Source organism: Campylobacter sputorum subsp. sputorum (assembly GCF_008245005.1).
Lineage (GTDB): Bacteria > Campylobacterota > Campylobacteria > Campylobacterales > Campylobacteraceae > Campylobacter_F > Campylobacter_F sputorum.
Window position 1 is genome coordinate 70,624 of the sequence record NZ_CP043427.1, and the last position, 20,601, is coordinate 91,224.

General features: G+C 31.7%; 22 protein-coding genes. 20 read left to right on the top strand and 2 right to left on the bottom strand.

What is annotated here, in order from left to right:
• Window positions 1-103: 103 nt before the first annotated feature.
• The 12 genes from CSPT_RS00365 (at window position 104) to CSPT_RS00420 (ending at window position 11,273) form a co-directional block, all read left to right on the top strand.
• A complete protein-coding gene (locus tag CSPT_RS00365; protein WP_089181780.1) occupies window positions 104-1,645 on the top strand; it encodes a flavocytochrome c in 1,542 nt (513 codons plus the stop codon).
• 179 nt (window positions 1,646-1,824) lie between these two features.
• Window positions 1,825-3,366, top strand: a complete 1,542-nt coding sequence (locus CSPT_RS00370; RefSeq protein ID WP_089181781.1) for a flavocytochrome c — start codon at window positions 1,825-1,827, stop codon at window positions 3,364-3,366.
• 54 nt (window positions 3,367-3,420) lie between these two features.
• Window positions 3,421-3,852 (top strand): cytochrome c3 family protein, encoded by a 432-nt coding sequence (locus CSPT_RS00375; protein WP_374188427.1) that lies wholly within the window; start codon window positions 3,421-3,423, stop codon window positions 3,850-3,852.
• Entirely contained in the window at window positions 3,831-4,460 is a 630-nt protein-coding gene (locus tag CSPT_RS00380) for a cytochrome c3 family protein (RefSeq protein WP_089181783.1), read from the top strand. The genes CSPT_RS00375 and CSPT_RS00380 overlap by 22 nt, the downstream gene beginning before the upstream one ends.
• Window positions 4,461-4,739: 279 nt before the next feature.
• Window positions 4,740-6,245: an ABC transporter substrate-binding protein gene (locus CSPT_RS00385; RefSeq protein ID WP_089183273.1), complete on the top strand. Its 1,506-nt coding sequence runs from the start codon at window positions 4,740-4,742 to the stop codon at window positions 6,243-6,245.
• An 8-nt stretch (window positions 6,246-6,253) separates the two neighbouring features.
• Window positions 6,254-7,204, top strand: a complete 951-nt coding sequence (locus tag CSPT_RS00390; RefSeq protein ID WP_089181784.1) for an ABC transporter permease — start codon at window positions 6,254-6,256, stop codon at window positions 7,202-7,204.
• Complete coding sequence (locus CSPT_RS00395; RefSeq protein ID WP_089181785.1) at window positions 7,201-7,998, top strand: ABC transporter permease; 798 nt, start codon at window positions 7,201-7,203, stop codon at window positions 7,996-7,998. The genes CSPT_RS00390 and CSPT_RS00395 overlap by 4 nt, the downstream gene beginning before the upstream one ends.
• Window positions 7,995-8,747: an ATP-binding cassette domain-containing protein gene (locus CSPT_RS00400; RefSeq protein ID WP_089181786.1), complete on the top strand. Its 753-nt coding sequence runs from the start codon at window positions 7,995-7,997 to the stop codon at window positions 8,745-8,747. The genes CSPT_RS00395 and CSPT_RS00400 overlap by 4 nt, the downstream gene beginning before the upstream one ends.
• Window positions 8,748-9,506 (top strand): ABC transporter ATP-binding protein, encoded by a 759-nt coding sequence (locus CSPT_RS00405; protein ID WP_089181787.1) that lies wholly within the window; start codon window positions 8,748-8,750, stop codon window positions 9,504-9,506.
• A gap of 65 nt (window positions 9,507-9,571) precedes the next feature.
• Complete coding sequence (locus CSPT_RS00410) at window positions 9,572-10,228, top strand: CsgG/HfaB family protein (RefSeq protein WP_089181788.1); 657 nt, start codon at window positions 9,572-9,574, stop codon at window positions 10,226-10,228.
• Window positions 10,225-10,605, top strand: coding sequence for a DUF4810 domain-containing protein (locus CSPT_RS00415; protein WP_089181789.1), 381 nt, complete (start codon window positions 10,225-10,227; stop codon window positions 10,603-10,605). The genes CSPT_RS00410 and CSPT_RS00415 overlap by 4 nt, the downstream gene beginning before the upstream one ends.
• Complete coding sequence (locus CSPT_RS00420) at window positions 10,602-11,273, top strand: DUF799 domain-containing protein (protein ID WP_089181790.1); 672 nt, start codon at window positions 10,602-10,604, stop codon at window positions 11,271-11,273. Before CSPT_RS00415 ends, CSPT_RS00420 begins: the two co-directional genes overlap by 4 nt.
• Before the next feature lie 53 nt (window positions 11,274-11,326).
• On the opposite strand, the gene selD is transcribed toward CSPT_RS00420, so the two are convergent.
• Window positions 11,327-12,355: a selenide, water dikinase SelD gene (gene selD, locus CSPT_RS00425; RefSeq protein WP_089181791.1), complete on the bottom strand. Its 1,029-nt coding sequence runs from the start codon at window positions 12,353-12,355 to the stop codon at window positions 11,327-11,329.
• Window positions 12,352-12,945: a sulfurtransferase-like selenium metabolism protein YedF gene (gene yedF / locus CSPT_RS00430; protein ID WP_089181792.1), complete on the bottom strand. Its 594-nt coding sequence runs from the start codon at window positions 12,943-12,945 to the stop codon at window positions 12,352-12,354. The genes selD and yedF overlap by 4 nt, the downstream gene beginning before the upstream one ends.
• 134 nt (window positions 12,946-13,079) lie before the next feature.
• Between yedF and CSPT_RS00435 the strand changes: the two genes are divergently transcribed.
• From CSPT_RS00435 to CSPT_RS00470, 8 genes are read left to right on the top strand one after another with little or no spacing between them, the layout of a single operon-like run.
• Window positions 13,080-14,069, top strand: a complete 990-nt coding sequence (locus CSPT_RS00435; protein ID WP_089181793.1) for a DUF2156 domain-containing protein — start codon at window positions 13,080-13,082, stop codon at window positions 14,067-14,069.
• Entirely contained in the window at window positions 14,066-14,485 is a 420-nt protein-coding gene (locus tag CSPT_RS00440; RefSeq protein WP_089181794.1) for a GNAT family N-acetyltransferase, read from the top strand. The genes CSPT_RS00435 and CSPT_RS00440 overlap by 4 nt, the downstream gene beginning before the upstream one ends.
• A gap of 43 nt (window positions 14,486-14,528) precedes the next feature.
• Window positions 14,529-15,326, top strand: coding sequence for a 16S rRNA (adenine(1518)-N(6)/adenine(1519)-N(6))-dimethyltransferase RsmA (gene rsmA, locus CSPT_RS00445; protein ID WP_089183274.1), 798 nt, complete (start codon window positions 14,529-14,531; stop codon window positions 15,324-15,326).
• Window positions 15,301-17,292: a ribonuclease J gene (locus CSPT_RS00450; RefSeq protein ID WP_089181795.1), complete on the top strand. Its 1,992-nt coding sequence runs from the start codon at window positions 15,301-15,303 to the stop codon at window positions 17,290-17,292. The genes rsmA and CSPT_RS00450 overlap by 26 nt, the downstream gene beginning before the upstream one ends.
• A 9-nt stretch (window positions 17,293-17,301) precedes the next feature.
• Complete coding sequence (locus CSPT_RS00455; RefSeq protein WP_089181796.1) at window positions 17,302-18,264, top strand: KpsF/GutQ family sugar-phosphate isomerase; 963 nt, start codon at window positions 17,302-17,304, stop codon at window positions 18,262-18,264.
• 2 nt (window positions 18,265-18,266) lie between these two features.
• The gene (locus tag CSPT_RS00460; RefSeq protein WP_089181797.1) at window positions 18,267-19,037 is read left to right on the top strand and encodes a pseudouridine synthase; all 771 of its coding nucleotides are present in this window, start codon (window positions 18,267-18,269) and stop codon (window positions 19,035-19,037) included.
• A gap of 9 nt (window positions 19,038-19,046) precedes the next feature.
• Window positions 19,047-19,910 carry a restriction endonuclease gene (locus tag CSPT_RS00465; protein WP_089181798.1) on the top strand — a complete coding sequence of 288 codons (864 nt, stop codon included), beginning with the start codon at window positions 19,047-19,049 and terminating at the stop codon, window positions 19,908-19,910.
• Complete coding sequence (locus CSPT_RS00470; RefSeq protein WP_089181799.1) at window positions 19,907-20,593, top strand: metallophosphoesterase family protein; 687 nt, start codon at window positions 19,907-19,909, stop codon at window positions 20,591-20,593. The genes CSPT_RS00465 and CSPT_RS00470 overlap by 4 nt, the downstream gene beginning before the upstream one ends.
• Window positions 20,594-20,601 lie beyond the last annotated feature (8 nt).

Genomic DNA, 20,601 nt, shown 5'->3' on the forward strand with positions numbered 1-20,601 from the left:
TTAATAAATTTATAAATGCAATTAAATTATTAAAAATTGTTATTGTTGCTTAGTATTTGGTATTGTTGGCAGATATGTCTAATTTTATTTCAAAGGAGCAAAGATGCAAAAAGAAATTTCAAGACGCGAAGCACTAAAACTTGGTGCTTTAGGAGTGGGTGCAGGTGTGCTTGGTGCATCAAATTTAATGGCTATGCCACTTGATGCAAAAGATGTGAAATTTGATGAAGAATACGATGTTGTTATCATCGGATCAGGTTTTGGAGCACTTGCGGCTGGAATTACTTCAGCTGAGAGAGGACTAAAAGTTTTGCTTGTAGAAAAAATGGGGCGACTTGGTGGAAATTCCGTTATAAATGGCGGTATATTTGCAGTGCCAAATAACGAAGCTCAAAAGAAAGAGGGCATTAAAGATTCAAATGAGTTGTTTTTAAAAGACTGCTTAAAAGCTGGACTTCAAATCAACCATACAGAATTACTTGAAACAATTGCAAATAGAGCAAAAGATGTGTTTGCACTTACTGTAAAATGCGGTGCAAAATATGTTGAAAAACTATCTCATGCTGGTGGGCATTCGGTGCCTAGAACATATCAAACAGCAAATGGAAGTGGCTCTGGTATAGTTTTACCGATGATTGAATACATTGAAAAAAATCCAAATGTTGTAATCAAAAAAAGAACAAAATTTGATGATTTTGTTCTAGATAATGATGGCAAAGTTGTAGGAATTTCGGTAAGAGAAGGATATAAATTTGACTCAAAGCTTAAAGATGATGATAGAGAAAACAAAAGCGGAGAGAGAAAATTCTTTAAAGCAAAAAGAGGCGTTGTTCTCGCAAGTGGTGGATTTTGCCGCGATATATTTTTTAGACAACTTCAAGATCCTAGACTTGGAAAAGATGTTGATTCCACAAATCATCCTGGTGCAACAGCAGGTGGCTTGATAGCAGCACTTAATATCGGCGCTTGCCCAGTTCAAGTTTCATGGCTACAATATGGTCCTTGGGCTTGCCCAGATGAGGTCGGATTTGGTGTTGGGTCAATGTTTAATGTAAATGGTTCATTTAGATATGGAATTTCTGTTGATCCAAGAACTGGAAAACGCTATATGAACGAACTTGCTGATAGAAAAACAAGAGCCGATGCAATGTTTAAGGTAATTGATGCTAAAAAAGATATTTATCCTATAAATTTCTGCGATTCACAATGCATTCCTAGTTTATTATCATCGCATTTTGAAAAGCCTTTAAAAGCAGGAATTTTAAAGGAATTTAAAACTCTTGATGAGTTAGCGGCACATTATAAAATTCCAGCAGATGAGCTTAAAAAAACAGTTGAAAAATACAACGCTGGTGTTAAGGCTGGAAAAGATGAGTTTGGCAAACCAGTTGAAACAACAGGCGGAATTGATATTTCAAAACCACCATTTTATGCTGAGCGTGGCGTTCCAAAACTTCATCATACAATGGGTGGCGTAAAAATCAACACCAAAGCACAAGTTATCTCTATAAATACAAAAAAACCAATCCCCGGACTTTATGCAGCCGGTGAGGTTACAGGTGGAACACACGGGGCTAGCAGACTTGGAAGCGTGGCAATTACTGATTGCTTAACTTTTGGAATGATAGCTGGAGAAAATATCTAACTTTTAGGTTGCCCGAATTTTCGGGCAACTTTTTTGATATAGTAAATTTAAAAATAGATATTTAAATTTGATTTTTAAAAACGAATTATTAAGTTACACTACGCTATAAAATTAGAGTCTAGTTTTATTTGTTGTGTTGGTCTTTCGTAAGTGATAAATTCTATTTAAAAGGAGCAAAAATGCAAAAAGAAATTTCAAGACGCGAAGCACTAAAACTTGGTGCTTTAGGAGTGGGTGCAGGTGTGCTTGGTGCATCAAATTTAATGGCTAAATCAATTGATGCAAAAGATGTGAAATTTGATGAAGAATACGATGTTGTTATCATCGGATCAGGTTTTGCAGGACTTGCAGCTGGTATTACAGCGGCTAAAAGAGGATTTAAAACTTTGATTGTAGAAAAAATGGGAAGAATTGGCGGAAATTCTACAATTAATGGTGGAATTTTTGCAGTGCCAAATAGCGAATTACAAAAGAAAAATGATATAAAAGATTCAAAAAAATTATTTATTGATGATTGTGTTAAGGCAGGACTTGGACTTAATCATGTGGAATTGCTTGAAATTTTAGCAGATAGGGCTGTAGAAACTTTTAATTTTACTCTTGAAAACGGAGCGACCTATCTTGATAAACTGCTTTTAGAGGGCGGACACTCAGTGCCTAGAACTTATTATGTTTCAAATACAAGTGGCTCTGGAATTGTTAAACCATTAACAGAAAGTTACCAAAAACTACCAAATGCTACTTTAAAAACTAGAGTAAAATTTGATAATTTTATTTTAGATGATAAAGATGAAATAGTTGGAATTTCTGTAAGAGAAAACTATAAATTTGATTCAAAATTATTTAGTGATGATAACGAAAATACAAGTGGGGAAAGAAAGTTTATCAAAGCAAAAAGAGGTGTTGTATTAGCAAGTGGTGGTTTTTGTAGCGATAAGTATTTTAGAAAATTACAAGATCCAAAGGCTGTTGAAGAATTTGACACTACAAACCATTCTGGGGCAACTGCTGGTGCAATGATAGAAGCTTTTGGAATTGGTGCAATGCCTGTTCAAATTGGTTGGATACAATACATTCCTTATAAATGTCCTGATGAAAAAGGTAATGGAATTACCAGCAAATTTGCCTCACAGGCTGCTTTTAGATATGGAATTTCTGTTGATCCAAGGACTGGAAAACGCTATATGAATGAGCTTGCAGATAGAAAGGTCAGAGCCGATGCTATGTTTAAGATAATCGATACTAAAAAAGATATTTATCCAATAAATTTATCAGATAGTGTTGCTGTTTCAAAACTTGTCCCAAAAGATATCGAAAATCCGTTAGAAACTGGGGCTATTAAAAAATTTGATACACTTGATGAACTAGCTAAATACTATAAAATCCCAGCAGATGAGCTTAAAAAAACAGTTGAACAATATAACTCATATGTCAAAGCTGGAAAAGACCCGGATTTTGCAAAACCAATGCATTTAACAGATGGAATAACAATTTCAAAAGCACCATTTTATGCAATGAGAGGTGCACCAAAACTTCATCATACAATGGGTGGAGTAAAAATAAATACTAAAGCTCAGGTGTTGAATTATCAAAATAAACCAATCCCTAGACTTTATGCAGCCGGTGAGGTTACAGGCGGAACACACGGAGCTAGTCGTTTAGGAAGCGTTGCTATACTTGATTGCTTAACTTTTGGAATGATAGCTGGAGAAAATATATAACTTTAGGTTGCCCGAATTTTCGGGCAACTTTTCTAAGGAAAAACAATGAAATATATGCGACTTTTGTTTAGTTTTTTACTTTTTGGTTGTATTTCAAATACACTATTTGGCGAAGAAAATTCATCTAAAAGTGCGATTGTTTCTATTTTAGAAATTAGTGATGAGCTTAGAGCAAAACACAAAATCAAACCACATCACGCAAAGCTTCATTTTGATTGTATTCACTGTCATGATAATCAAGGAAGTGATCCTGCTAAATTTAAAAATCCCGGCGATGAGGGCTGTTTATCGTGTCATAAAAGCAAAAAATATATGGCTAAAAGAACAGGATTTATGGATACTTTGAAAGCAAATCCGCATAATTCGGTTCATGATGGACCAAATTTGTATTGTGATGAGTGTCATATGGAGCATTCAAAACCTATAAATATGTGTGATGAATGCCACGAAGCTGAGGTTAAACAATGGATGAGGCCTACGCCATGAAAAAGAAAATTTTATCATTTATTTGTGTTGGTTTTTTAATCGGAGTTGTTGTTTGTTACGCAACATATGAGGGCGTTACAAGGACTGGTGGGGATAAATTTTGCATAGTTTGCCACGAAATGGCACCGATGGTAGCTTCTTATCACAATGATGTTCATGGCGGTGCTGGAAAAATGGGGATAAAAGCTCAGTGCGTGGATTGTCATATGCCGCATAATAATATTTTTAACTACATTTTTACAAAGGCTAAAAATGGAGTTTTAGAGGGTTATATACATTTCTTTGGTGATCCTAAAAATATCGACTGGCATTCTAATAGAGCAAGGCGAGATGAGTTTGTATTTGACGATGGCTGTTTGAAGTGCCACGTAAATTTCCAAAACTTGCCTGAAATTAGCCCAAAAGGTAAGCAAATGCACGAACATTACACAAGTTTGTTAAATACAGACAAAAAAATTGGTTGTGCTAGTTGTCATGTGGAAACTGGACACAACGGGCTTAAAAATATGCTAAACTACTTTAATCCAGAGTATAAAATCTACGAAAGAGAAATGAATGCGACAAGAGACATTGTTTTAGAAAAACTCAAAAAAGATGGGTTTTTGTAGATTTTAGAGTTTTCATAGAGCCACTATGCCCTGCAGTGGCTCTAAAATTTAAAAACAGATATTTAAATTTGACTTTTAAAAACGAATTATTTTAATATTTTGATTAGTTACACTACGCTATAAAAATCATAGTTTTGCATTTTATAATTTTAGTAATAAATTTATATAAAATATATTATTTAGAGTATTATTTTCATAAAATTTATGTTACAATAATTGTAATTTTTTTAATAAGGAGCAGATGTGAAAAAAATATTGTTTGTTTTGCTATCAGTATTTATGATAAATACTTTAGCTTTTGCCAAAAGTGATACTATTATCATTGGTGTAGAAAACGAAACGCCTAAGATAAATCCACTTTTTGATGAAGATCATGATAGTGCGTTAGATCTCATATTTTCAGGACTTACAACTCATGATGAAAATATGAAAATAGTTCCAGATCTTGCAAAAAGCTGGGAGATAAGTAAAGATAGAAAAGTTTATACATTTGAATTAAGAGATGATGCGTATTGGCACGATGGAGAGAAATTTAGTGCAGATGATGTTAAATTTACTATACAAACTGCACTTGATGAGAAGTTAAGTTCTCCTGCAAAAGCAAATTACGAACCTATAGACAAAGTTGAGGTTTTAAGTCCGTATAAGATAAAAATTACGCTAAAAACACCTTTTGAACCGCTTTTATCGGCTCTTAGCATAGGTATGCTTCCAAAGCATATTTTAGACGGCAAAGATTTAAGCGTAGATAACTACAACAATGCACCTATTGGTACAGGACCTTATAAATTAGTAGAATGGAATAAAGGAAAATATCTTAAATTTGAAGCTTTTGACAAATATTATGGCGGCGTTGCAAAAACAAAAAATGTTTATATGAAATTTGTACCTGATTTTAATGTCGCAGCTATGCAACTACAAAAAGGCGAGTTAGACGCGGCATTAAGTGAGCCAAATATGGCTATAAAGCTTTCAAAAAATCCAAATTTGAAAATCTTAAAAGAAGATAGTGCGGATTATAGAGCGTTGATGTTTAATATGCAAAATGAACTTTTTAAAGATAAAAATGTTCGCAAGGCTCTAAATTATGCAGTAAATAAAGAAGCTATAGTAAAAAATATTTTACATGGTTATGGAAGCGTTGCAAATAATCCTATAGAAAAAAGCTGGGCAAATGATGAAAATGTTGCTAAATTTGAATACAACCCACAAAAAGCTATAAAAATTTTGCAAGATAATGGATGGAGTAAAAATAAAAATGGATATTTTCAAAAAGATGGCAAAGAGCTTAAATTTGGCATATATGCTTACAATACGGATCCTTTGCGTGTAAGTCTTGCAAATATTTTATCAAGCGATTTTCAAAAAATTGGTATAAATGCTACAGCTTATGCAAAACCACAAGGCTCATTTAAAATTTCAGATGTTGATACATTTTTAATAGGCTGGGGTTCTCCATTTGATCCGGATTTTCATACATATAGAATTTTTGGCAGTTTTGCTGATAGTAGTGTAGATCCAAATGGTTGGAATTATAGCCATTATAATGATAAAAATGTAGATGAAGCTCTTTTCAAGGCTAGAAGTTTAGCCAAGATAGAAGATAGAAAAGTTTATTATAGTAAATTTTTAGAAGCTATTTATGAAAATCCGCCATTTATATTTATAGCGTATCTTGAGTTTCCACTTGTTTATAATGCTAAAATTTCAGGTATAAAACCACATGTATTGGGTCATCATGGCGGCGGTTTTGCTTGGAATGTAAAAGATTGGATAAAAGAGTAGTTAAATAGTTGAAAAGTCTTATATCAAAAGAGCTTTTTTCGGCGATATTGCTACTATTTTGTCTTAGTTTTTGCATATATTTGGTTGCGTATTTACTGCCAACTGACGCTGTTTATGCAATGTTTTCAAGACCAGAGGTTGTAAGCGAGGCTATAAAAGAGCAAATTTCTCACAAACTTGGTCTTGATAGACCTTTTTTAGTGCAGTATTTTTCGTGGTTAAAAAATGCATTATGCGGAAATTTTGGTTATTCTTTAATAGATTTTAGAAGTATTAATGAGCTTTTTAATGAGAGATTTTTAAATACAATCATTTTAAATGGTCTAAATTTAATACTTCTTATCATTTTTTCGCTTATTTTTGGGATAATTAGTGCATTAAATGAGAATAAATTTATAGATCATGCTATAACTTTTGTATCGTTTGGTTTTGTTTGTATGCCATCTTTTTGGATTGCGTTAGTAGCAATTATGGTATTTTCGGTGCATTTTGGAATTTTCCCAACTTCAGGTCTTCATGCACTTGGCGATGATAGTTTAAAAAGTAGGGCTTATCATATAGTTTTGCCACTTCTTGTGCTTTTTGTGGCTCATATCGGGCTTTATATAAGAGTGGTAAGAAGCAGTTTTTTGGTCTCATTAAAACAACCTTTTGTATTTGCTATGTTTGCAAGAGGTGTTAGTAAATTTGAAATTTATAAAGGCGTTTTAAAGCATTCATTAGTGCCTATAATTAGCTATATAGGAGCAAATTTTGCTGCACTAATAACTGGTTCTTACATTATAGAGAGCATTTTTTTGTATCCTGGACTTGGTGAACTAGCGATAACTTCTATACTTAGTAAAGATTATTCTGTAATTTTGGCTGTTATTTTGCTAACTGCTGTTTTTGCCGTATTTGGCAATTTGTTTGCAAAAATACTTTGCATTATTATAAATAGAGGGCAAAAAAGCTTATGAAAAAGTTTCTTTTTGCTTTTTTGATTATTATTGTATTAGCGATTTTAGCTTTATTTGCACCGTTTATTACGCATTTTAATCCAGATTATGTAAATCTTGAATCTGCCAGACTTGCTCCAAATTCTACTTATATTTTTGGTACAGATATGCTAGGTAGGGACATTTTAACTAGAATTTTATATGCTCTTAGAATTTCTTTGATAGTTGGTTTTTTTAGTGCATTTTTTAGCTGTTTTATAGGGGTAATTTATGCTTTTTTGGCTGCAATTTCTCCAAAAATCATAGATCACATAATGATGAGAATTGTAGATGGATTTTTGGCTATGCCTATGATGCTCTTTATAATGTTTTTTAGTGCTATTTTGGATGCTGGGATTATAAATATGATTGTTGTAATCTCGCTTAGTTTATGGATGCAAACAGCAAGAGTTATGCGAAATGAGTATGAAAAGATATCAAGCCAAGAGTTTGTAAAATCCGCAATTGTTCTTGGAAGTTCAAAAATTAATATTATTTTTAAAGAGATTTTACCAAATTTATTTAGCATATTAATGGTATTTTTTAGTATAAATTTCGCTCATGCCATAGCAACTGAAGCTGTGCTCAGTTTTTTTGGTATAGGTGTTCCTGTTGGCAAAGCAAGTTTAGGTAATATGCTAAATGATTCTACTAATGCTATGTTTGTTGGAGCTTGGTGGATTATATTTTATCCTGGTATTGTGCTGTTTTTGCTTATTATTTGTGTGCTTTATATAGGAAATTTCATAGAGCAAAAAGATAGGATTTATGCTTGATAAATATAGAAAATTTAAATTTAATATATAAAAATCATCATATTTTAAAAAATATAAACTTAAATATCAAAAATGGCAAAACACTTGGTATTATCGGGCAAAGTGGTAGCGGTAAGTCTATGTTTGCAAGAACTTTAATAAATCTTTTAGGAAACGAGTTTGTTTTAAATGCAAGCAAATTTGAAATTCTTGGCAAAAAAGTTTTATCATTTAGTAAAAAAGAACTTGTAAATTACCGCAAATTTGATGTAGGGCTTATTTTTCAAAATGCCGGTGAGAGCTTTCATCCGCTTTATAATATAGGCGATATTTTTATCACAACTTTAAAAAATCACTACAAAGATGTTAAGGAAATTAAAAAAATAGCTTTTGAAACATTTTTTCGTCTTGGTTTTGACGATGTGGAGCTTTTATGGCATTCTTTTCCGATGCAAATAAGTGGCGGAATGTTAGCAAGAGTGCAAATTGCTCTAAATTTATGTATGAAACAAAAACTGCTTATTTGCGATGAAATAACAAGTTCGCTTGATAGCATTAATGCACAAAATATCATAGATATATTAAAAGAGCTTAAAAATGAGATAAATTTCATCATCATAACACACGATCCGCATGTTGTTTATGAGCTTGCGGATGAAATTTGTGTGTTTGATAGTGGCAGTATAATAGAAACAAATTCTAAATTTGAAATATTTACAAACCCTAAAGAAGAGCTGACAAAAGAAATTTTGTGTGGAAAGTTAAACTAAATGAGTAGATTAAAGGTTGTAAATTTACATAAAAATTATCTCATAAAAAGGCATATTTTAGAACATTATGAAAAGCTAGAGATTTTAAAAGATATAAATTTTGAAATTAAAAGTGGCGAGGATTTGGCTATTTTAGGAAGTAGCGGAAGTGGAAAAAGCACTCTTGCTAGAATGCTGTGTATGCTCGAAATTTGCGATAAAGGCGAAATTTATCTTGATGATATAAACATAACTAATCTTAAATTTAACGAACAAAGAAAACTAAGAAGCCATATACAATATGTTTTTCAAAATACGCATTTATCACTTAATCCAAAAAGAAGCATAATGCAACTTTTTAAAGATGTTTATTTGAATTTTAATATCAAATTTGATAAATCAGATCTTTTGAAAATATTAGAAAATTTAGGATTAAAAGAAGATATTTTGGATAAAAAACCTTATGAGATAAGTGGCGGAATGTCAGCAAGAATTGCACTTGCAAGAGCGCTTATTGTAAAACCAAAGTTTTTGATACTTGATGAGATAACAAGTGGGCTTGATTTTTTAAACCAAAAAAAGCTTCTTATCTTACTAAAAGAACTTAAAAAAAATTATAATATTTCTTATATTTTGATAACTCACAACCTAGAAGTAGCTAAATTTTTATGTAAAAACGCTCTTATCCTTGAAAATGGTGAAGTTGTATATAATGGCACTTTTGAAGACGCAAAACAAAACAAATACTATGCTAAATTTCAAAAAGCTATAAAAAAATAACTAAATTTATACCGTTTTTATAAAATTTAAGGTATATTTACAAAATTTTATTATAAGGCATAAAAATGAAACAAAAAATTTTAATCTCAATATGTGCTGCTGTGCTGTTTGTTGGTTGTGCTAGTGAAAGCTCAAGAGTGGTTGAAGTACCAAAAGTTGAGATATCAAAGGTTGCATATAAAGGCGAAAAAATACCAGTATCCATAGGAAGATTTAACAACCAATCGTCATATCAAAATGGTATATTTTCAGATGGTGAGGATAGACTTGGAAATCAAGCTCAAACCATACTTGCAACAAGTTTGCAACAAACTGGAAGATTTGATGTTTTAGATAGAACAAATTTAAAAGCAATCGCTCAAGAAAGCGGTTTTTCTAAAGCAACACAAGATATAAAAGGTGCTAGATATGTTATAACTGGCGATGTTGTTGAATTTGGTAGAAAAACAGTGGGTGATCATCAATTATTTGGTATTTTGGGTCGCGGAAAAACTCAAATTGCGTATTCAAAAGTAAATTTAAATATCGTTGATGTTAAGACTTCTCAAATTGTATATTCTACGCAAGGTGCTGGCGAATACTCTCTTTCAAATCGTGAAGTTATAGGTTTTGGCGGAACTGCTGGATATGACGCAACGCTAAATGGTAAGGTTTTAAGCCTTTCAATAAATGAAGCTGTTAATAACCTAGGTTTAGGACTTGATAATAAAGAGTGGAAATGAAACCGTATAAAATATTGTTTTTAGGTATATTTGTGATGCTTTTATCAGGTTGCGCCGCTTCTAAAAAGCCAATATACTATTGGGATGCAAGTTATGAGGAATCTGTTTATAACTATCTTAATGAAGAGGGCGATATAAACGAACAGATAGATAATTTAGAAAAATATATCCAAAAAGCTTATGAAAAAAACGAAAAAGTTCCACCGGGTCTTTATGCACATCTGGGATTGATGTATCACAAAAATGGAAATGATGAGAAGTTTTTTGCTTATTTAGACAAAGAAGCGGAGCTTTTTGAAGAATCAAGGCAGTATGTGGAATTTCTAAAAAGCAGTAAAACCAAATCAATTACAAAAACTAAAAAGGATAAAAAATGAGATTTAAGTTTTTAATTTTTTTATCGTTTTTGACATTGTTTTTATTCAGTGGTTGTGCACCAAAAGAGCCAGATGTTTATGATTATTCTAATTTTTTGCAATCAAGACCAAAATCAATTTTGGTGGTTATGCCAAAAAACGATTCGTTAGAGCCAAAGGCGGCAACGGCGATTTTAACAAATGCCATTTTGCCTTTAAGTGAAGCAGGTTATTATGTGTTTCCAGTAACTTTAGTTAATGAAACTTTTAAGAGCAATGGAATTTTTAGTGGCGAAGATATAGCTCAAATTCCGCTTAATAAACTAAGAGAAATTTACTCGGCTGATAGTGTTTTATTTATAGATGTTAAAGATTATGGTTCTAGGTATGCTTTACTTGATACACAAATTACAATTGAAATTTCTGTAAAATTAATAGATTTGAAAAATGGAAATTTGCTTTGGGATAGAAGTGAAAAGATAACTCAATCAGCAAGTAATGGCAATAATAATATCATAGGAATGCTTATAACTGCTATGGTGGCACAAGTTGTAAATAATATCACAGATAACTCTTATAATGTTGCAAAAACCACTGATTATATAACATTTTCCACAGATTGTTATAAATGTATTTTGCACGGGCATAGATCCCCAAATTTTGGCAAAGATAAACAGCTTAATAAATAATTCAGATTAAATTCTAAAGCAAATTTAGCTTTAGAATTTTTTATGATAAATAGTTATTTTATTATAATTTTATGCTCTTTTGCTTTGCAAACTTCGCCTATGATTGCACTTTTTTCATATCCTGCGTTTTTTAAATTTACAAGTGCTTTATTTGCGTCTTTTTGCTCAATACTAAGAAGCAAGCCACCGCTTGTTTGTGCGTCAAAATACAAAATATCAACTTCATCTTTACTATAAATATATGTTTTAACAAATTCCATATTTTTATAGCTTCCAGCTGGTATCAAGCCCATATTTGCATACTTTATAGCTGATTTCATAAGCGGGATATTATCTTTTTGTAAAACAAAACTTATATCATCTCTACTCATCTCAAAAAGATGTCCAAGTAAGCCAAAGCCAGTTATATCGGTGCAAGCACTGACTTTTATATCTTTTAATGCACTTATGGCATAGAAATTTAGCTGAATCATATAAGATATGGCTTCTTGTATTTCTTTTAAATTTAGCATATCGGCTTTTATGCAAGTGCTTAAAACGCCTACACCAAGCGGTTTTGTGAGAATCAAAATATCGCCAATTTTTGCCGTATTATTGCTCCAAAAATGCTTTGGATTAACTTTACCAGTAACGCTTAATCCATAATACATCTCTTTTGTTTCTATACTATGTCCGCCTACTAAAACCCCGCCACATTCATTGATTTTGCTTTTACCGCCTTGTAAAATTTCGCTCATTATGGATTTTTCGAAATTACAGCTATCAAAACCCATAATATTTAGTGCGTTTATAACCTCTCCCCCCATTGCGAAAATATCGCTTAGAGAATTTGCAGCTGCGATTTGACCATATATAAATGGATCATCTACCACAGGCGTTATAAAATCAAGAGTTTGAACAAGTGCTAATTCTTCGTTTATTTTAAAGATTGCCGCATCTTCGTTGCTATTAATCGATGATAGTAAATTTGCATTTTTTTCTAGTAAAGTGCCAATGTATTTGTTTAAACCCGACGGGTCTATTTTGGCAGCTCAACCAGCAGCTTTTACAAATTTTGTTAGCTTTTTATTGTTATAAATCATAGCGAAATTACATCATTTTCCATAAGTAAAACTGCTATTTGATAAGCATTTCCAAGTTCGCCAATGCTAAGATTATCAACTAAATTTAGTGCTTTTAAACAAGTTCCACAACTTATGATTTTAACACCAGCATCCTCTAAATCTTTAAGTGGTTTGTATCCATAGTGATCTCTATTAGCAGTCATTAAAACTGAATTATTTACGCATATTATATATTTTGGTTTTACTGGCGAGTTTAAAAGTGAAGTTAAAAATGTAGTTAAAACAGTTTCGCCAATAGGCATAGGTCCTATTTTGTCATCTTTAAAATACACAAGCTTTGATCTTGAAGATGGCATTTCGCAGTTGTATTCATTGTCATTTATCTCAGTTATATCTTTGGTTTTTATAACGCAAATTTCATCGTATTTTTCAAAGTTTTTTACACTTGGATTCATACCAAAATTGCTTAGAAATTTTTTTATGTTATTAAGCGGAGTTGTATCATTTACTAAAATACTCAAACTTTCGCCTATTTGCATTTTTTCTAAAGCATTTTTTGTCTCAATTACTGGCTTTGGACACTCCATATTTCTACAATCAATTTGCATAATATTCCTTTAAATTTAGTTTTTTCAAACCTTGAAGCTAGATATATTATACCTTAAATTTTATTTTTTCAAAATTAAATAAAAAGTGTAAATTTAAGAGTATAATTGCGAAAATTTAAATATTAGGATAAGAAATGAAATTTGATATAAATGGTTACGAGTTACATAAATTTGATATACACTCAAAAGATATTATGCAAAAGTATTTAACAGAGCTTGGGCTTGATCAGCAAGTTGATATAAGTGATTATACTTTTGCATCAAACTATATTTGGCTTTCAAATTCTAGTGGATTTTATGCGATTATTGATGATTGTTTTTGTCTTTTTATAATGACTGGAAGTGAACTTAGTATGCTTTTACCGCCACTTGGTAAGCTTTCAAATTTAAAAAATGCGATTTTACACTGCTTTGAACTTATGAATGCGAACAATAGTTCTCAACATTATGCAAGAATTGATTATGTAGCTGAGGTTATTTTGGAAAAATTTGCAACTTCGCTTGATCCTAATGCTATAATTTTTGATGTGTTTGAGGATTTTGTATTTGAAAAAAAATTAGCTGATTATATCTACAAAACAGATGATCTTATAGAGCTAAAAGGAAATTCGTATCATACAAAACGCACTGAAATAAATAAATTTAAAAACACATATCCAAATTTTAGAGTAGAAGAACTTGATGTTGCAAAGCATAAAAACGACATTATATCTTTAAGCAATATTTGGGTTCAAGAGCGTATAAAATATATGCCAAAAGAGCAGATTGATGATTTTATGGAGGGAATTTATCAAGAAAAAACTGCCATAAAAAGAATGCTAAATTTCTATAAAGAGCTTGAACTTATCGGTATAGTCATCTATATAGATGATGAAATGCACGGATTTAGTGTAGGAGAGAAAATCAATGAAGGCGTAGCAAGTGTTATCATAGAAAAGACAAATTTCCAAACTCTTGGATGTGCGCAGTTTATATTTAGAGAATTTAGTAAAATTTTAAAACAAAAATATAATTGTGAGTTTATAAATGTAGGCGATGATATGGGCTTTGAAAATCTTAAAAAAGTTAAGATGAGTTATAGACCTTTTAAACTTGATATAAAATACTCAATTTATCAAAAATGAATATAAAAAAAGCAAACTCAAAAGATATAAATGCACTTTTAGATATAGAAAATGAGGCTTTTGGTGGTAGTGGATTTGAGCTTAGTAGAGCAAGTTTTTACTACCACATAAGAAAAAATTTTTTCTATGTTGCAAAAGATGATAGTGGGCAAATTTTAGGTTATATTTTAGTTTTTGCTTATCTTAAAATTCCTAGAATTTACTCAATTGCTATTAGTAAAAATGCAAGACAAAAAGGCGTAGGAACGACACTTATAAACTTTGTGCTTACTAAATTTAGCCATTTAAGATTAGAAGTTAGAAAAGATAATAAAAACTCCATAGCATTATATGAAAAATTTGGTTTTGTAGTAGAAAAAATTTTACCATCATACTACCCAGATGGCTGTGATGGTTTGTTTATGATTAAAAAATAACATATATAATTAGCTTGTAAGTATTATTAAGATAAAATTGGCAATGATTAAAGCAAAAAAACATTTTGGACAAAATTTTCTTAAAGATGCTACTGTTTTAAATAAAATCATCCAATCGATTCCCGATGATGAAAAAAACTTAGTTGAAATCGGGCCTGGCTTAGGTGATTTGACAAATGAGCTTATAAAAGTTGGAAGTGTTACAAGTTATGAGATAGATTTCGAACTTTATGAGATTTTGAAATCTAAATTCGGAAACAAGATTAAGCTAGTTTGTAATGATGCATTGAAAGTTTGGCAAAGCTCGTCTCTTAGCGATAAACCTTATTTTTTAGTAGCAAATTTACCATATTATGTTGCTACAAGAATGGTTTTAAATGCTATAGATGATGCTTTATGCAGAGGCTTTGTTGTAATGGTGCAAAAAGAAGTTGCTGAGAAATTCTGTGCTAGGGTTGGCGATAAGGAATTTAGCTCACTATCTATTATATCAAATTTAAATGGCGATATGCAGCTTTTATTTGATGTTTTAAAGACTTCATTTATTCCACCGCCAAAGGTTACTTCATCTGTCATAAAATTTATAAAAAAAGATGAAAAAATTTTGGATAGTTCGGATTATCTTAAATTTAAAGATTTTTTAAAAACTTGTTTTTTAGCACCGCGAAAAACATTGATAAAGAATTTATCATCAAGTTTTTCTAAAGATAAATTAAATGAAATTTTTTTAAATTTAGATATACAACCTACAGCAAGAGCCCACGAAATAGATGCCACCGTATATACAAAAATTTTTTTAAATTTAAAGGCAGAAAATGGAAGAAAAGGAAGTAACAAATAGTAATTCTAATCAAGAAGAGAGAAGATTTAACAAACAAAATAGATACAAAAGACATAAAAAAAATCTTCAAAGACAGCTGAAAAATAGTGAAAATAGCGATGAAAATACAAAAAAAACAAATGAAAATGCTGATAAAAACAGTGCGCCAATAGACACAGCAAAAAAGAAAAAAAGACACAGCAAAAAAAATACCGTTAATATAAAATTAAATGGCAATGAAGAGTGGCAAGTAAATATAAATAGTGCAGTAGAATCAAACTTAGCTATGCATGATTTACGCCTTAATCCGCTTAAATACTACAATAATACTCAAAACACTATTCGTATAACTCCGCTTGGCGGACTTGGCGAGATTGGTGCAAATATGACTGTTTTTGAGACAGATACAAGTGCGATTATAGTTGATGTTGGGATGAGTTTTCCGGATGAAAATATGCTTGGTGTTGATATTTTGATACCTGATTTTGACTATATAAGAAAGATAAAAAATAAAATAAAAGGTATCATTATAACCCACGCTCACGAAGATCATATCGGTGCGATGCCTTACTTTTTTAAAGAATTTAAATTTCCTATATATGCTACGCCTCTCCCACTTGGAATGATATCAAATAAATTTGACGAACATGGATTAAAGGCTGAAAAATCTTACTTTAGACCGGTTGAGAAGCGTAAAATTTATGAGATAGGGGATTTTAGTATAGAGTTTATCCATATAACACACTCTATCATAGACGCTTCAGCTCTTGCAATTACTACAAAAGCTGGAACTATCATACATACTGGCGATTTTAAAATAGATCATACGCCAATAGACGGCTATCCAACGGATTTAAATCGTCTTGCTTATTATGGTGAAAAGGGTGTTTTACTTTTGATGAGTGATAGCACAAATTCTCACAAAGAAGGTTTTACAAAAAGCGAAAGCAGTGTAGGAAATACCTTTGATGATATTTTTAGTAAGTCAAAAGGTAGAGTTATAATGAGCACATTTAGCTCAAATATACATAGGGTTTATCAAGCCATAGAAAGAGGGTTAAAATATAATCGCAAAATTTGTGTTATAGGTCGCTCAATGGAAAGAAATTTATTTACTGCAATGCAACTTAACTACATAAAAGTAGATAAAAAGTATTTTATAGATGCTGATGAGGTTGTTAAGTATCCAGATAATGAAGTTTTGATAGTAACAACTGGCTCTCAAGGAGAGACAATGAGTGCACTTTATAGAATGGCAACTGATGAGCATAAATACATAAAGATAAAACCAAGCGATCAAATCATCATATCAGCCAAAGCAATTCCTGGAAATGAAAGTAGTGTTTCAACTGTGTTAAACTATCTTTTAAAAAGTGGAGCAAGCGTTGCTTATCAAGACTTTAGTGAAATTCATGTCTCAGGACACGCCGCAAAAGAAGAGCAAAAACTTATGATAAGGCTTATAAAGCCTAAGTTTTTCTTACCGGTTCATGGTGAATATAATCACATTGTAAAACATAAAGAAACAGCAATTTCTTGTGGTATAAATGAAGCAAATATTTACCTTATGAATGATGGCGATCAAATGGAAGTGTGTGGAAAATACTTAAAGCGTGTTAAAACCGTAAAAACTGGTAAAGTTTTTATAGATAATCAGATAAATAAACAAATTAGCGATAATGTCGTTATGGATAGGCAAAATTTAGCAGATGCAGGCGTTGTTATTATCATAGCTCAGATTGATAAATCTCAGAGAAAGCTTATAAAAACTCGCGTTATGAACTATGGTCTTACAAACGATAAGCAAAACTCAAATTTAACAAAAGAGATGGAAGAGACGCTAATTCAATTTTTAAGCAATGTCAAAGATGAAGCCATGTCTGATCAAAAAATGTTAGAAAACCAGATTCGCCAAGTTGTAAGAAAACATATATTTAGAAAAACTAAAAAATATCCTATCATTGTTCCAGTTATTTATCTAATGTAAAGGCATAAAATGAGTGAAATTTTAGAAATAGCAAGAGAAGTTTTAAGGCTTGAAGGAAACGAACTTTTACGCAATGCTGATATTATCGGAAATGATATAGAAGATGCTATAAATTTGATAAATGATTGTAAGGGCAAAGTTGTAGTTACTGGTGTTGGAAAAAGCGGGCATATAGGAGCCAAAATAGCTGCAACTTTGGCAAGCACGGGAACACCTAGCTTTTTTTTGCACCCAACTGAGGCTATGCACGGAGATCTTGGTATGCTGCAAAGCGAAGATATCATACTTGCCATATCATTTAGCGGCGAAAGCGATGAGCTTATAGACATAATGCCGCACATAAAAAGATATGGCAATAAAATCATTGCTATGGCAAAAGATAAAAATAGCTCACTTGGTAAATTTAGTGATGCATTTATCAAAATTGATATATTAAAAGAAGCGTGCTCAATAGTAGCAGCTCCTACGGTTTCTACGACATTAACACTTGCACTTGGCGATGCGTTAGCCGTGTGTTTAATGAGAAAAAATAGTTTTAAAAAAGAAGATTTTGCAAATTTTCATCCTGGTGGAAGTTTGGGTAAAAGGCTATTTTTAAAAGTAAAAGATGTAATGCAAAAAGCACCTTTACCTATCGCACAAAGTGATATTAGTTTAAAGTTAGCCATAGATACAATGACGCATGGTAAACTCGGCTCTGTTTTGCTGACAGATAAAAATGGAAATTTAGAAGCTATTTTAAGTGATGGTGATTTGCGTAGAGCTTTGATGAAAGAAAATTTTGATATCAACGATAAAGCCATAAATTACGCTACCAAAAATCCAAAAGTTATAACAAATGCGGATATGCTTGCTTATGATGCATTAAAAATCATAGAAGAGTATAAAATTCAGCTTTTAGTTGTGGTGGATATTGCAAATAATCCACTTGGGGTTTTACACATTCACGAACTAACAAAATTAGGATTATAAAAATGCAAAAAATGAGGTTAAATAAATTTATATCTCACAATACAAGTTATTCAAGAAGAGAAGCAGACGAGCTTATAAAAAACTCAAAAGTTAGCGTAAATGGTAGAATTATCAATGATTTTATAGAAGTTAGCGGCGAAGAAAAAATACGCATAAATGGGCGATTGGTAAAGCTTAAAAAAGATTTTACGATGATTGTTTATAACAAGCAAAAAGGCGAGTTAGTAACAAAAAAAGACGATCGTGGTCGTCGCACGATTTATGATAGCCTACCAAGCGGTTTTAGTAAATTTGTTAGCGTTGGGCGTTTGGACTTTGCAAGTGAGGGACTCTTGCTGCTAACAGACGCACCAGCTATCGCAACTGCATTAACAAACAGCGATTTAGAACGAGAGTATTATCTTAAAATCAAAGGTGAGATTACAGATGAGGTTAAAACCGCGATGAAAGAGGGCTTTTTTGCAAAAGATGCAACAAAGGGAGCTCATGCGAAAACTACGATAAAATCGATGGAGTTTAAGCCATTTGTTGCATACGATATCTTTGGTTCAAGCGGCGGATACACGAAACTTAGAGTTATGATAAATGAGGGTCAAAATAGAGAATTACGCCGCTTTTTTGGCTATTTTGATCTTGAAGTAATGGATTTAAAACGCGTAAGCTATGGCATAATCGAGCTTGGAATGCTAAAAGAGGGTAAATGGAGATATTTTACCAATAGCGAATATGAAGAACTTCGTGGGTTTTTGAAAGAAAATGGGGTAAGATATTAAGGGTTTAAAATGAAGAGTTTTGATAAATTTTGTTATCCAGTTTTGAAACTTATGAGCGATAAAAAAGAGCGTAAAAAAGGTGAAATTTGCGAAATTTTAGGTGCAAATTTAACTGAAAATGATAGAAATTTACTCTTAAAAGGCGGTAAAAAACTTTATGTAGATCGTATAGGTTGGGCTATTAGCTATCTTTCATACACTAAAAATTTAGATGATAAAAACCGCCTTTTAGTGCGGGTTTCAAGAGCGACTTATAAAATTACGTCGCTTGGGCTTGAAATTTCAAAAAATGAAACTAAATTCAGTGAGTGGTTTAATAAAATTTATAATAAAAGTCATCAAATAAATGAAATTCAAACTCCAAACGAGCAGATTGATAAGGGTATTGACGACCTAAATGACGATTTAAAAAGCGAATTGATAGAGAAAATTTTAGAAAAAGAGCCTGAATTTTTCGAGCAATTTGTAACAAAACTTCTAAATAAAATGGGATATGGTTACAAACTTGGCGAAACTACACAAAAAACAAGGGATGGCGGAATTGACGGCGTTGTAAATGAGGATATTTTGGGCTTTTCTAAAATATACTTTCAAGCTAAGCGTTATAGGGACAATAAAGTTGGCATTAATGATATAAAACAATTTGTCGGCACATTGGTAGATAAGCAGACTAAAAAGGGGCTATTTATCACAACCTCTACCTTTTCGGATGATGCGATAAAATACGCAAATAATCAAGTAGCAACCTCTCTCGTGCTTGTTGATAAAAATATTTTGGCAGATTTGATGATAAAATATAAAGTCGGTGTGCAAATCAAAGAGATAAAAGAAATTTGTCAAATTGATAATGATTTTTTCGAAGGCGACGAATGATTTTCATAACAGGTGACACGCATGGCGGATATCCAAGGGATTGTGCGAAATTTGACCGCTTTGATGATAGTAAATTAAGCAAAGATGATTTTTTGATAATTGCAGGTGATTTTGGCTTTATTTGGGAATCTGTAAGCGACTATAAAGAGAAAAAATGGCTGAAATATTTTGATACATTCAAATGCACTGTTTGCTTTATTGATGGAAATCACGAAAATTTCACGCGTCTTAATTCTTATGAAATTTGCGATTTTAATGGTGGAAAAGCACACAAAATCAGTAAAAATATCTATCACTTAATGCGTGGCGAAATTTTTACGCTAAATAAACGGAAAATTTTCACAATGGGTGGAGCTTTAAGTATAGATAAAGATTATAGAACACCAGGAATTTCGTGGTGGGAAGAGGAGCAAATAAGTGAAAATGATATGCTAAATGCATGGGAAAATCTAGCTAAATTTGATTTTAGCGTGGATCTTGTCATAACTCACACTGCTCCAAATCATTTACTTAGTGATATTATGGAGTTTAATTTGTCGCAATTTTATGATGAGGCAAATTTGCAACTTGAAAAAATTTATGCCAAAATTAACTTTAAAAAGTGGTATTTCGGTCATTTTCACGACGATATGATTGTAAATTCTCGCTTTCGCTGTGTTTTCCACGATATAGTTCAAGCTTAATGGGGTTA

Coding starts and splice junctions, on each gene's coding strand:
- CSPT_RS00470 (WP_089181799.1), top strand. CDS start 19,907: ATGATTTTCATAACAGGTGACACGCATGGCGGATATCCAAGGGATTGT.
- CSPT_RS00365 (WP_089181780.1), top strand. CDS start 104: ATGCAAAAAGAAATTTCAAGACGCGAAGCACTAAAACTTGGTGCTTTA.
- CSPT_RS00385 (WP_089183273.1), top strand. CDS start 4,740: ATGATAAATACTTTAGCTTTTGCCAAAAGTGATACTATTATCATTGGT.
- CSPT_RS00375 (WP_374188427.1), top strand. CDS start 3,421: ATGCGACTTTTGTTTAGTTTTTTACTTTTTGGTTGTATTTCAAATACA.
- CSPT_RS00370 (WP_089181781.1), top strand. CDS start 1,825: ATGCAAAAAGAAATTTCAAGACGCGAAGCACTAAAACTTGGTGCTTTA.
- CSPT_RS00415 (WP_089181789.1), top strand. CDS start 10,225: ATGAAACCGTATAAAATATTGTTTTTAGGTATATTTGTGATGCTTTTA.
- CSPT_RS00380 (WP_089181783.1), top strand. CDS start 3,831: ATGGATGAGGCCTACGCCATGAAAAAGAAAATTTTATCATTTATTTGT.
- rsmA (WP_089183274.1), top strand. CDS start 14,529: ATGATTAAAGCAAAAAAACATTTTGGACAAAATTTTCTTAAAGATGCT.
- CSPT_RS00410 (WP_089181788.1), top strand. CDS start 9,572: ATGAAACAAAAAATTTTAATCTCAATATGTGCTGCTGTGCTGTTTGTT.
- CSPT_RS00450 (WP_089181795.1), top strand. CDS start 15,301: ATGGAAGAAAAGGAAGTAACAAATAGTAATTCTAATCAAGAAGAGAGA.
- yedF (WP_089181792.1), bottom strand. CDS start 12,945: ATGCAAATTGATTGTAGAAATATGGAGTGTCCAAAGCCAGTAATTGAG.
- CSPT_RS00455 (WP_089181796.1), top strand. CDS start 17,302: ATGAGTGAAATTTTAGAAATAGCAAGAGAAGTTTTAAGGCTTGAAGGA.
- CSPT_RS00440 (WP_089181794.1), top strand. CDS start 14,066: ATGAATATAAAAAAAGCAAACTCAAAAGATATAAATGCACTTTTAGAT.
- CSPT_RS00420 (WP_089181790.1), top strand. CDS start 10,602: ATGAGATTTAAGTTTTTAATTTTTTTATCGTTTTTGACATTGTTTTTA.
- CSPT_RS00460 (WP_089181797.1), top strand. CDS start 18,267: ATGCAAAAAATGAGGTTAAATAAATTTATATCTCACAATACAAGTTAT.
- CSPT_RS00405 (WP_089181787.1), top strand. CDS start 8,748: ATGAGTAGATTAAAGGTTGTAAATTTACATAAAAATTATCTCATAAAA.
- CSPT_RS00395 (WP_089181785.1), top strand. CDS start 7,201: ATGAAAAAGTTTCTTTTTGCTTTTTTGATTATTATTGTATTAGCGATT.
- CSPT_RS00435 (WP_089181793.1), top strand. CDS start 13,080: ATGAAATTTGATATAAATGGTTACGAGTTACATAAATTTGATATACAC.
- CSPT_RS00465 (WP_089181798.1), top strand. CDS start 19,047: ATGAAGAGTTTTGATAAATTTTGTTATCCAGTTTTGAAACTTATGAGC.